The following is an 11,243-nucleotide window of genomic DNA, read 5'->3' as shown; positions in this document are numbered from 1 at the left end:
AGCGATTCCGACTTCATGGAGTCGAGTTGCAGACTCCAATCCGGACTACGACATTCTTTAAGGGGTCCGCTCCACATCACTGTCTCGCTTCCCTCTGTAAATGCCATTGTAGCACGTGTGTAGCCCTACACGTAAGGGCCATGATGACTTGACGTCGTCCCCACCTTCCTCCGGTTTGTCACCGGCAGTCTCCTTAGAGTGCCCAACTTAAGGCTGGCAACTAAGGACAAGGGTTGCGCTCGTTGCGGGACTTAACCCAACATCTCACGACACGAGCTGACGACAGCCATGCACCACCTGTCACTGCGTTCCCGAAGGCACCCTCAAATTTCTAAGAGGTTCGCAGGATGTCAAATCCTGGTAAGGTTCTTCGCGTTGCATCGAATTAAACCACATACTCCACCGCTTGTGCGGGCCCCCGTCAATTCCTTTGAGTTTCACACTTGCGTGCGTACTCCCCAGGCGGAACACTTAACGCGTTAGCTACGACACCGAGGGGGTCGATTCCCCCGACACCTAGTGTTCATCGTTTACGGCCAGGACTACAGGGGTATCTAATCCCTTTCGCTCCCCTGGCTTTCGTCCATGAGCGTCAGTTATGGCCCAGCAGAGCGCCTTCGCCACTGGTGTTCTTCCCGATATCTACGCATTTCACCGCTACACCGGGAATTCCCTCTGCCCCTACCACACTCTAGCCCTACAGTTTCCACTGCGATGATGGAGTTAAGCTCCACGTTTTTACAGCAGACTTGAAGGGCCGCCTGCGGACGCTTTACGCCCAATAATTCCGGATAACGCTTGCCACTCCCGTATTACCGCGGCTGCTGGCACGGAATTAGCCGTGGCTTATTCCTCAAGTACCGTCATATCTTCTTCCTTGAGAAAAGAGGTTTACAGCCCAGAGGCCTTCATCCCTCACGCGGCGTTGCTCCGTCAGGCTTTCGCCCATTGCGGAAAATTCCCCACTGCTGCCTCCCGTAGGAGTCTGGGCCGTGTCTCAGTCCCAGTGTGGCTGATCATCCTCTCAGACCAGCTACTGATCGAAGCCTTGGTGAGCCATTACCTCACCAACAAGCTAATCAGACGCGGGCTCATCCTCAGGCGAAATTCATTTCACCTCTCGGCATATGGGGTATTAGCGGTCGTTTCCAACCGTTATCCCCCTCCTGAGGGCAGATTCCCACGCGTTACTCACCCGTCCGCCACTAACCCGAAGGTTCGTTCGACTTGCATGTGTTAAGCACGCCGCCAGCGTTCATCCTGAGCCAGGATCAAACTCTCCGTTGTATATCAGGCCCTATTGCTAAAAACTTTTAAAGCTTTTAACTCAGTCTGATTTGCTTCATCCACTTTGAAAGCACTGGCGTACAAATTCAAGTAGTTTTAGCCTCCTTATGATTTAAGGGTTCAAAGAGTGCACTAAGAATATTTCCTTGTGACTTTCCGAGATCTCAGATCCGGTTATTGCTATTGGCTAAAAATATTTTCTTAACCATGGGCGTGAATCCCATGAGATCAAGATAATAGGCCAAAGCAATTAATTTTTGACGGGACCTCACACTTATATCGCATTTACATTCAAAAAACACAAAGTTAATTGAACGCGATAAAAGCGTCAGTTCCTAAACTTTTTAGTTGTCCAGGTTCTGCTTTAACCATTTAAAAAATCGTTAAAGCAACTGTGATCTCTAAATTTAAAGACCACCCTAGAAACCTACACCAGCGAGTGAGTAACTCATTCGATGATGTAAGGGCTCACTAACAAAGCGAAAGAAACTTTACGCTTGATTAAATCAGCCTTGAATTAGTGGAATACCAATTCACATCCAGTCCTCGATTTTAGACCACAAACCTCTCTATGCGCAACAAAGAAATATAGAAACTCTTACTAGATCATCTTGATTTTCTTATCTATGATGAAAACAACTTGTCCCAACAAGTTTTTGAGAATTGCATCAAAAAACAAATAAATGCCAGAAAGATTTAGTCAAGAGCGTCAAAGAGTGCGTCCTAATTCCAATGAGGAAGCAGTCATCAAAAGAGCTCAGGAGCATTTTGAGCGAACTCTAATCAAAATAGATGGTCAATTTGCAGGGAGCGTAGCGGCCTTAGAACATCCAGCTAACAATGACGCACTCAACTATGGAGAACTCTTCCTAAGGGACAATGTTCCTGTAATGATTTATCTCCTTACACAGAAGAGATATTCGATAGTCAAGAAATTCTTAACGGTATGTCTTGATCTACAAAGCACAAGCTACCAAACCAGAGGAGTATTCCCAACAAGCTTTGTAGAAGAAAATGATGAGCTTATAGCTGATTATGGGCAAAGATCTATCGGGAGAATAACTTCTGCTGATGCAAGCTTGTGGTGGCCAATTTTATGCTGGCTATATGTAAGGAAGAGCAAAGATACAACATTTGGGGTTAGTCAAAAAGTTCAAAGAGGAATCCAACTTCTATTAGATCTAGTTTTGCATCCAACTTTTGAAGGGACTCCAGTCCTTTTTGTTCCTGATTGTTCATTTATGATTGATCGTCCCATGGATGTCTGGGGCGCTCCTCTAGAAGTAGAAGTTCTTCTTTATGCATCGTTAAGTAGTTGCATAGAGCTAATGGATTTAAGTAGTAAGCATCAAGTAAGTCGTTTACTAGATCAAAGACTTTTGCTTACTAGACAATGGGTTCATGACCTTCGTCAATTCCTTTTAAAGCATTATTGGGTTACAAGCAAAACAATGCAAGTACTGAGGCGAAGACCCACCGAACAATATGGAGAAGATCAACATCAGAACGAATTTAACGTCCAACCACAAATAGTTCCTCCTTGGCTCCAAGATTGGCTGGAAAACAGAGGAGGTTATCTTATTGGGAATATTCGAACAGGCAGGCCAGACTTTCGCTTTTATAGCCTTGGCAACTCTCTTGCATGCATGTTTGGAGTCTTAACTGCACCTCAACAGCGGGCACTCTTTAGATTAGTACTCCATAATCGATCACATTTAATGGCTCAAATGCCTATGAGAATATGTCATCCGCCCATGGAAGTAGAGGAATGGCAAAATAAAACAGGCTCAGACCCAAAAAATTGGCCCTGGAGTTACCATAATGGTGGGCATTGGCCAAGCATCCTGTGGTTCTTTGGAGCTTCAATTCTTCTACATGAACAAAGATATCCTCAGGCAGATGTACTGCTAATGGGACAAATGAGATCTTTATTAGAGGAATGCTATTGGAGCCAATTAAATCAATTACCCAAGCAAAAATGGGCGGAGTATTTTGATGGCCCTACTGGTACATGGGTGGGACAACAATCAAGAACATATCAAACATGGACAATTGTAGGTTTTCTTTTAATGCATCATTTTCTCAAGGTATCCCCTCAAGATGTTTCAATGCTTGATTTAAACCAATAAAAATTAAACTTAAAAAAGGCCCAAGGTCAAAGACTTATCAATAGGCAAACATGCGCCGATCCCCAAATATATTGTCAATAAAGTACCAAACAAGAAGAAAGTCATTGCTACAGGCCTTCTAAAAGGATTGGAGAACTTATTTACATTTTCTATAAAAGGAATAAGCATTAAGCCAAGAGGTATAAGGGTTTGCAATGCAATCCCAAGAAGCTTATTGGGAACGACTCTTAGAATTTGAAAGACTGGGTATAAGTACCACTCAGGCAAAATTTCCAAGGGGGTAGCAAAAGGATTTGCTTTATCACCAAGAAAAGCTGGGTCTAATACTGCTAGGCCTACTATGCAAGCTATAGTTCCAAGAATTACTACAGGAAATATATACAGGAGGTCATTTGGCCAAGCAGGCTCTCCATAATAATTATGGCCCATACCTTTTGCGAGTTTGGCTCTTAGTTTTGTATCTGATAAATCTGGCTTCTTAAGAGTTGACATAATTGAAAGAAAAGTGATTTTTTAGATAAAAGTTGCGAATAAGGGCTCAAAAATCTTTTATTTTGAAAATCTAATTTATAGAGGTCCTGATATTCCCTGTTTTCTTATCATTAGGAAATGCATGAGCATAAAAATGGCAAGTGTCCATGGCAATACAAAAGTATGCAGACTATAAAAGCGAGTAAGTGTTGTTTGCCCTACGCTTTCCCCGCCTCTTAACAGTTCAACCATAAAGTCTCCAATAACTGGGATTGCAGCAGGCACACCTGAAACAATCTTTACAGCCCAATAACCTACCTGATCCCAAGGCAATGAATATCCAGTAACACCAAAAGCTACTGTAATTACAGCCATTACTACCCCTGTAACCCAAGTAAGCTCTCTTGGCCTTTTAAACCCACCTGTCAAATAAACTCTAAAAACATGCAAAATCAGCATCAACACCATCATTGAGGCACTCCAACGATGCACTGATCTAATCAACCAACCAAAACTTACATCTGTCATTAAATAACTGACTGAGTTATAAGCTTCAGTGACAGTGGGCTTGTAATAAAAAGTCATTGCAAACCCAGTTGCAAATTGAATCAAGAAGCAGACAAGTGTGATGCCTCCAAGACAATAAAAGATGTTTACATGTGGAGGTACGTATTTTGAAGTGACATCATCTGCGATGTCTTGAATTTCAAGCCGTTCCTGAAACCAATCGTAGACAGGTGAGGAATTTGCCATTGATCAGATGAGCTTGATACTTAATAACAACACTCTACTGAATGTGCCCCATGGTTCGTGCAATTGATTAATCCAATGCTTCCAACTGTAAAAACCTGTTCAAAATATTTTCGGCAAATCATTGCTGGACTAATCACTTGCTTACTTATTTTCTCCCTAGGAGCAGCACCTGTTTTCGCCCTTAATGATGGGCAGCAACTTGTCTTAGAAACCTGGAACTTAGTAAACGAGGGGTTTTTAAATCCTGACAAATTCAATGATGTTCAATGGCGTCGATTACGGCAACAAGCTCTCGAAAAACCAATTTCTACATCAGATGAAGCATATTCAGCTATTGAGACAATGCTTCTACCTTTAGGAGATCCATATACAAGACTTTTGCGACCAGCTGATTACAAAGCCTTAAAAGAAAGCAATATTGGCAGTGAAATAAATGGAGTAGGACTACAGCTAGGTGCAAGAAGTAATGATGGAGAGATTGTTGTAATAGCTCCTTTAGAAGGTTCTCCAGCGGCAGATGCAGAAATCCCTAGTGGATCCTTACTTCGGAAAGTTGATAATAATTCTCCAAAGAGACTTGGATTAGAAGCAACAGCATCCAAATTAAGAGGGGAGAGTGGTTCAAAGGTTTTATTGGAGATTGAAACGCCAGATCAAGAAATTAAGGAAATTATTCTTGAAAGAAGAAGTGTTGATTTAAGACCAGTAAGAACAAAGCGAATCAGAACGGAAAAGCACACTCTTGGGTATGTAAGAATCACTCAATTCAGCGAAGGAGTGCCTGAAGATGTAAAAGAGGCTTTAAAAGAGCTTTCGGAAAAAGATGTAGAAGGTATTGTATTGGATTTACGTAATAATTCAGGAGGATTAGTTAGTTCAGGCCTTGCAGTAGCAGATGGGTTTTTAAGTGAAAAGCCAATTGTTGAGACAAAAAACCGCGATGAAATAAAAGACCCAATTCCTTCAAGCAAAGATACTCTTTATGACGGCCCTTTAGTTACATTAGTGAATAGTGGCACAGCTAGTGCCAGCGAAATCCTCGCAGGAGCGCTCCAAGATAATGAGAGATCTGTTTTACTAGGTTCAAGGACCTTTGGCAAAGGTCTAATTCAATCGCTTACAAATTTGAGCGATGGCAGTGGACTAGCCTTAACTGTTGCTAGCTATCTAACCCCATCTGGTAGAGACATTCAAAATCTAGGAATAGAACCTGACCGATATCTTGAAATGCCTGAACCTCTAAACCCTGGAGGACCAGAGGATAGGTGGTTACAAGATGCTGAATTATTTATGGAAGCAAATCTTGATCTTCAAAAAATAGAACAAAATACAGAAGAAATTGAACTTGAAAATAATATTTCTTCCAATCCAAAAGAAAATAAGTTGGAGAATAATATTTCATCCGATTCAAAAGAAAATAAGCTGGTAGATAATATTTCCTCCGATCCAAAGAAGATAGACACTTGATTTTATTTAATAATTAATGTCAAAAAGAACTTATTACGATCCTATACATCAAGGAATAACTCTTGACGATGAGATTCCAGAGGAAAGGATGATAATTAGATTAGTCGATTCACCACCATTCCAAAGACTAAGAAGGATCAAACAACTTGGGCCAGCTTCTCTAACATTTCATGGAGCAGAGTCCAGTCGATTTAGTCACTCGCTTGGGGTTTTTCATATTGCAAGAAGGGCATTTAAAAAGATATTAAGAATTAACCCAAAGTTAGAGAAGTACAATGCCTTGCTATATGCTTCTGCACTTTTACATGATATTGGCCATGGACCATTAAGTCATACAAGTGAGGGTATGTTTGGGCTAAAACATGAAGAATGGTCTGCAAAAGTCATTAATGAGAGCCTAGAGATATATCAAAGCTTAAATGATCTCAACCCAAGTCTAAGTAGTCAAGTTGCTGATCTAATAGCAGGAAAAGAAATTGATTGCAAATTAATAAGGTCTTTAGTCAGTAGCCAATTAGATTGTGATCGTCTTGATTATTTAATGAGAGATAGTCATAGCATAGGTGCACATTATGGGAAAATTGATTTAGAACGAATTCTCTCAGCACTAACACTTGCTCCTGATGGTGATCTTGCGATAGATCCAAAAGGTTTAATGGCTGTAGAGCATTATTTAATAGTAAGGAATTTAATGTATAGAGCAATATATAATCATAGGCTAAATGAAGTAAGTAATTGGCTTTTAGAAAAAATAATTGAAACTGCTAGACAATTTGGAGAGAAAAAAGTCTGGGTTGACAATTGCTTAGCAAAATGGCTTTGGGATCCAAAGAAAATTAATCTTGAAACTTTTCTAGCAAATGACGATATGCGTACTCTTTACCATCTTTCAAGGTGGAAAGAAGATGCACCAGAGCCTTTAAAAAGTCTGTGCAGCAATTTTCTTAACAGGAAACTCTTAAAAGCAACTAATATAGAAGACTTAGGAACAGATTTTCAATTAGAAGCTCTTGTAATAACAAGAAATCTTGCTGAGAAAATCAATCTAGACCCGATTATTTGTTGTGGGTTACGGCATAATAAATTCTTTGGATATCAGCCTTATAAAAGCGGTCTTAGAGTTTGGGATGGCAAACAATTAAAAGCCCTTGAGAAAGAATCATTTTTAATAGATAGATTAATTAGCCCATCAAAAACAGCATGGTTAATTTATCCAAAGGGAATCGAAAGTGAACTTAAGAAAAAATTATTAGAATTAAGAGATAAGCAAGCTTATGGTTAATTCTAATAACATCATGGAAATTGATTCAAAAAGAGATAAAGTTATTTTCAGCTCTGTTCTTAAGAAGAACTGGCGTGATAAGATTGAGTTAAATTTAAAAGATTATAAAAAAGATAAAATAACATTCGACTTAGGTGAGGCTACTTTTACTTCAAAGGATATAATTTTTATCAATAAAGTTTGTCAAAAGCAAAAAATTCAAATCATTAATATTGAGTCAACTAATCCACAAACTATTATAAGTGCTTCTGGCTTAGGATTTAAGACATTGCTTAACCCTAAAGAGAGCACATTAAAACAAAGAATCAACTCTAAAGATTCAAATAATGACTTTAAAAGTAAAAATGATTCTTCAACAATATTTTTACATCAAGGTACTCTTAGGTCCGGTGAAGTCTTAGCCGTAAATAATGATGTGCTTATTGTTGGAGATGTAAATCCTGGTGCTTCTGTATTAGCTGGTGGGAATGTAATGATTTGGGGAAGGCTATTGGGAATAGCTCACGCAGGGAAAAATGGAAATATAAAGGCCAAAATAACCGCCCTTCAATTAAGGCCAGTTCAATTGAGAATCGCAAACAAAGTAGCAAGAGGGCCTAAAGAGAAGCCTGAAGAGGGTTTAGCTGAAGAAGCACGCTTAGAGGATGATGTAATTGTCATTAAACCCGCAACAACAATATAAAAAAAGACATCCAGTTAAACAAGAATGCTTGCAATATCAGAAGGAAGAGTAATCATTCGATAACTGAATTTAAGATTTTGCATAATTAACATTGTTATTAGGTGAAATCCAATTAAAATTATTCAACTTCGAAGAGGTCCGTGACGTTAGATACAAGAGTGATCCTTATCTGCTCAGGCAAAGGTGGAGTAGGCAAGACAACTCTCACAGCAAACCTCGGCATTTCCCTGGCTAGAAAAGGTTCTCCAACTGCTGTACTAGATGCTGATTTTGGTCTTCGTAATCTGGATCTATTATTAGGTCTAGAAAATCGAATCGTTTATACAGCACAAGAGGTTCTTGAAGAGACTTGTCGTCTTGATCAAGCATTAGTTAAACATAAACAGGAACCAAACCTCTCTTTGCTTCCTGCTGGCAATCCAAGAATGCTTGATTGGCTTAAGCCAGAGGACATGGTCAAAATAGTTGGCATGCTAAGCAATCAATTTGAATACGTGTTAATTGATTGCCCTGCAGGAGTCGAAGATGGTTTCAAGAATGCAGTCGCAGCATCAAAAGAAGCAATTATTGTCACCAATCCAGAAGTCTCAGCTGTTAGAGATGCTGATAGGGTAATTGGCCTTCTTAATACTCACGGCATTAAGCCTGTTCAATTAGTTCTGAATAGAGTTCGACCAAAAATGATGGAGAGTCAAGAGATGCTATCCATCGAAGATGTAACTGATATTCTCGCGCTGCCTTTATTGGGTTTGGTTCTAGAAGATGAACAAGTCATAGTCAGTACCAATAGAGGAGAGCCTCTCACCCTTATTGGGAGTAATTCACCTGCAGCAAGATGTTATTCCAATATCGCAGGACGTCTTAAAGGAGAAGAAATTGATCTTATTGATCCTTCTCAAGAAGGTTCAGGTCTTCGAGACAAATTCCGTCGTTTGATGCAAACAAAAATCTTCTAAAATCTATGACCCTCAGAGACATCTTAAACAAATTGCTAGGAAGGCAACCTGCAAGTGCTGCTAAAGCTCGTGAAAGGCTCCAGTTAGTTCTAGCTCATGACAGAACTGATTTAAGTCCAGACCTCTTGGACAAAATGAGAGCAGAAATCCTTGATGTGGTTGCGAAATATGTTGAAATTGACTTGGAAGGAGGAGAAGTCAGCCTTGAAACAGAAGACAGAATGACTGCATTAGTAGCAAATCTTCCTATAAAAAGAACGCTTTCAGGACAAATCAAAATGAAACAACAGGAGTCAAATAGTGAATCAATATCGAAGGTGTCAGAAGAAGCATCTTCTTAAAGATTTCACAACATCTAAGAATCATATTTATTAAAGGAAAATCAACGACTCAAAATCATTAAAAATGAATTAAATTTGTTTGATAAGAGTAGCTATCTGATTGGAAAACATTCGTCATTCAATTATTGTTAATGAAATTAAGCCGGCTTAGCTCAGCGGTAGAGCAGCGCTTTTGTAAAGCGAAGGTCATCAGTTCAAATCTGTTAGCCGGCATACAAGCAGTTGATCAATCACTAAGGTTTTTAAGAGCTCCTCTTCCTGAAAAAATCCATGCAATCAAAATTAGAATTAATAAATTCAGAAACCTAAGCTCAAAGAGCTTAGAAGTAACAACTATTGCTGTATTTAGAACCCAATGAAATCCAGCTTGAAGTATGACTACTAATAGAAGAAGCCAAGTCATCACTGTTCTACCTCTAAAGGTATAACAGCACCAATTCTTAATATCTGCCAGCTTCCTGGGGCTTTCCATTCAATCAAAGTACTTGCCTGACCAGATGGTTTAGGCCAAGGCAATGGTCCTAGCAATGGCAGCTGCGGGAAGCATTTGGATACAGCCTTCGGGTCCAGTAGTGGATCATGTCCAGAAATATTTGCACTTGTAGTTGCCAAAGGGCCACTCTTCTCAAGGAAATTAATAGTGAAATCACATGCAGGAACTCTCATTCCAATTGAACTGCCAAATGGATTAAGATTATCAACTAACTCTTTAACGGCAGGAACAACAATAGTTAGAGCGCCTGGCCAGTAAGCAGATCCAATCTTAAAGGCATCTTCTAATGCCTCAGGCATAACGAATTCAAGTAATTTCTCTGACGACGATCCCATCAAAATAAAAGGCTTAGTCATTGGTCTATTTTTTATTTTCCATAAGCAAGAAGCATTCTCAGGACAGGCCGCCAAAGCAGGCAATGTATCAGTTGGGATTAATACTGGAGAGCCTTCTTTCAATAAAAGAAGAAGATCATCATTAAGGAATATAGGGATTTGCATTCTCCTAGAAATATCGCTTACCAATGTCGTGCTAAAGCAAATCGTCTAATCCCTTCAAGATCCGTTGCAAAATCAACATCCACAAAACCAGCTTCAGTCAAAATCTTCAAAGCTTTTTCACTTTGATCAAAGTTGTGCTCAAACATCATCCACCCGCCCGAAGAAAGTCCTTTAATGGCTCCTTCAATAATTTCACGGCAACAATCCATTCCATCATCGCCACCACATAGAGCCAAGTGAGGCTCATGATCTAATACAACTGAATCAAGTTTTTCTAGATTGGAGCTTGGAATATAGGGGGGATTAGCAACTAATAAATCAATTTGACCCCACCAAGGCTCTAAAGGTTCCCACCAATGACCTAAATGCAATACAACCTGAGAATTTCCAGCTAACTTTTTTATATTTTTTTCTGCTAAACAAATAGCACCCTCGCTGCAATCAACTGCATGACCAATCCATCCAGGGAAAGATTTTGCTAATGCAACTGCGAAAGCACCAGATCCTGTACCCAAATCTGCCCATAAACCTGATGTTTTTAAAGCAGGGTTGATTTTTTCTAGTGCAATATCAATTAACAATTCACTCTCTTGTCTAGGAATCAAGGCAGAAGGGTTTACCTCTAACTCAAAGTCTCTCCAAGGACATTTCCCTAAAAGATACTGCAAAGGAGTCTTATCATTTAAATGCTTAAGCCAAAGAGATGAGAGTCTTTCGAGTGAGATGTCTAGCTGATAAGTTTTCCTTTGAAAGATTTTCAAACTTTGCAACTCACTCCAGCCTAATCCTCCCCCTATATCTAATAACCAATCCAAATCCACTGCTCTGCCACCTTTTTTGAGTTGATGCCTCCTCCAATTTAAAATTTCAATAGCTGACACA

General features: G+C 39.7%; 11 protein-coding genes, 1 tRNA gene and 1 rRNA gene. 7 read left to right on the top strand and 6 right to left on the bottom strand.

Going from position 1 to position 11,243, the window contains the following annotated elements; all coding sequences use genetic code 11:
- A 16S ribosomal RNA gene (locus EV07_RS01720) occupies positions 1-1,287 on the bottom strand; the annotation flags it as partial.
- Between the two features lie 683 nt (positions 1,288-1,970).
- Here EV07_RS01720 and EV07_RS01715 point away from each other — a divergent pair.
- Positions 1,971-3,416: a glycoside hydrolase 100 family protein gene (locus tag EV07_RS01715; protein ID WP_036916619.1), complete on the top strand. Its 1,446-nt coding sequence runs from the start codon at positions 1,971-1,973 to the stop codon at positions 3,414-3,416.
- A gap of 9 nt (positions 3,417-3,425) precedes the next feature.
- On the opposite strand, the gene petD is transcribed toward EV07_RS01715, so the two are convergent.
- Positions 3,426-3,908: a cytochrome b6-f complex subunit IV gene (gene petD / locus EV07_RS01710; protein WP_036916616.1), complete on the bottom strand. Its 483-nt coding sequence runs from the start codon at positions 3,906-3,908 to the stop codon at positions 3,426-3,428.
- Positions 3,909-3,983: 75 nt separating this feature from the next.
- Positions 3,984-4,640 carry a cytochrome b6 gene (gene petB / locus EV07_RS01705; RefSeq protein ID WP_036916614.1) on the bottom strand — a complete coding sequence of 219 codons (657 nt, stop codon included), beginning with the start codon at positions 4,638-4,640 and terminating at the stop codon, positions 3,984-3,986.
- Positions 4,641-4,715: 75 nt separating this feature from the next.
- On the opposite strand from petB, the gene ctpZ reads away from it, so the two are divergent.
- The 6 genes from ctpZ to EV07_RS01675 all read left to right on the top strand — a co-directional run bounded on the left by ctpZ (position 4,716) and on the right by EV07_RS01675 (position 9,581).
- Positions 4,716-6,107 carry a carboxyl-terminal processing protease CtpZ gene (gene ctpZ, locus EV07_RS01700; protein ID WP_193742678.1) on the top strand — a complete coding sequence of 464 codons (1,392 nt, stop codon included), beginning with the start codon at positions 4,716-4,718 and terminating at the stop codon, positions 6,105-6,107.
- A 16-nt stretch (positions 6,108-6,123) separates the two neighbouring features.
- Positions 6,124-7,389 carry an HD domain-containing protein gene (locus EV07_RS01695; RefSeq protein WP_036916613.1) on the top strand — a complete coding sequence of 422 codons (1,266 nt, stop codon included), beginning with the start codon at positions 6,124-6,126 and terminating at the stop codon, positions 7,387-7,389.
- Between the two features lie 13 nt (positions 7,390-7,402).
- Positions 7,403-8,071: a septum site-determining protein MinC gene (gene minC, locus EV07_RS01690; protein ID WP_241433968.1), complete on the top strand. Its 669-nt coding sequence runs from the start codon at positions 7,403-7,405 to the stop codon at positions 8,069-8,071.
- A 140-nt stretch (positions 8,072-8,211) separates the two neighbouring features.
- Positions 8,212-9,027: a septum site-determining protein MinD gene (gene minD / locus EV07_RS01685; protein ID WP_036916612.1), complete on the top strand. Its 816-nt coding sequence runs from the start codon at positions 8,212-8,214 to the stop codon at positions 9,025-9,027.
- Positions 9,028-9,032: 5 nt separating this feature from the next.
- A complete protein-coding gene (gene minE / locus EV07_RS01680; RefSeq protein ID WP_036916610.1) occupies positions 9,033-9,368 on the top strand; it encodes a cell division topological specificity factor MinE in 336 nt (111 codons plus the stop codon).
- 141 nt (positions 9,369-9,509) lie between these two features.
- A tRNA-Thr gene (locus EV07_RS01675) sits at positions 9,510-9,581 on the top strand.
- Positions 9,582-9,594: 13 nt separating this feature from the next.
- Here EV07_RS01675 and EV07_RS09725 read toward each other — a convergent pair.
- The 3 genes from EV07_RS09725 to prmC are packed head-to-tail and all read right to left on the bottom strand — an operon-like array spanning position 9,595 to position 11,242.
- A complete protein-coding gene (locus tag EV07_RS09725) occupies positions 9,595-9,771 on the bottom strand; it encodes a hypothetical protein (protein WP_193742679.1) in 177 nt (58 codons plus the stop codon).
- Positions 9,771-10,361: an L-threonylcarbamoyladenylate synthase gene (locus EV07_RS01670; protein WP_052043835.1), complete on the bottom strand. Its 591-nt coding sequence runs from the start codon at positions 10,359-10,361 to the stop codon at positions 9,771-9,773. Before EV07_RS01670 ends, EV07_RS09725 begins: the two co-directional genes overlap by 1 nt.
- Positions 10,362-10,378: 17 nt before the next feature.
- Positions 10,379-11,242 carry a peptide chain release factor N(5)-glutamine methyltransferase gene (prmC, locus tag EV07_RS01665; RefSeq protein ID WP_241433967.1) on the bottom strand — a complete coding sequence of 288 codons (864 nt, stop codon included), beginning with the start codon at positions 11,240-11,242 and terminating at the stop codon, positions 10,379-10,381.
- Between the last annotated feature and the right edge of the window lies 1 nt (position 11,243).

The sequence above is a fragment of the Prochlorococcus sp. MIT 0603 genome (assembly GCF_000760215.1).
GTDB lineage: Bacteria > Cyanobacteriota > Cyanobacteriia > PCC-6307 > Cyanobiaceae > Prochlorococcus_E.
This window is presented reverse-complemented; position numbering and strand designations above follow the sequence as displayed.

Excerpts from the sequence above, each read along its gene's own strand:
- EV07_RS01715 (WP_036916619.1), top strand. The coding sequence starts at position 1,971 with ATGCCAGAAAGATTTAGTCAAGAGCGTCAAAGAGTGCGTCCTAATTCC.
- petD (WP_036916616.1), bottom strand. The coding sequence starts at position 3,908 with ATGTCAACTCTTAAGAAGCCAGATTTATCAGATACAAAACTAAGAGCC.
- petB (WP_036916614.1), bottom strand. The coding sequence starts at position 4,640 with ATGGCAAATTCCTCACCTGTCTACGATTGGTTTCAGGAACGGCTTGAA.
- ctpZ (WP_193742678.1), top strand. The coding sequence starts at position 4,716 with ATGCTTCCAACTGTAAAAACCTGTTCAAAATATTTTCGGCAAATCATT.
- EV07_RS01695 (WP_036916613.1), top strand. The coding sequence starts at position 6,124 with ATGTCAAAAAGAACTTATTACGATCCTATACATCAAGGAATAACTCTT.
- minC (WP_241433968.1), top strand. The coding sequence starts at position 7,403 with ATGGAAATTGATTCAAAAAGAGATAAAGTTATTTTCAGCTCTGTTCTT.
- minE (WP_036916610.1), top strand. The coding sequence starts at position 9,033 with ATGACCCTCAGAGACATCTTAAACAAATTGCTAGGAAGGCAACCTGCA.
- EV07_RS09725 (WP_193742679.1), bottom strand. The coding sequence starts at position 9,771 with ATGACTTGGCTTCTTCTATTAGTAGTCATACTTCAAGCTGGATTTCAT.
- EV07_RS01670 (WP_052043835.1), bottom strand. The coding sequence starts at position 10,361 with ATGCAAATCCCTATATTCCTTAATGATGATCTTCTTCTTTTATTGAAA.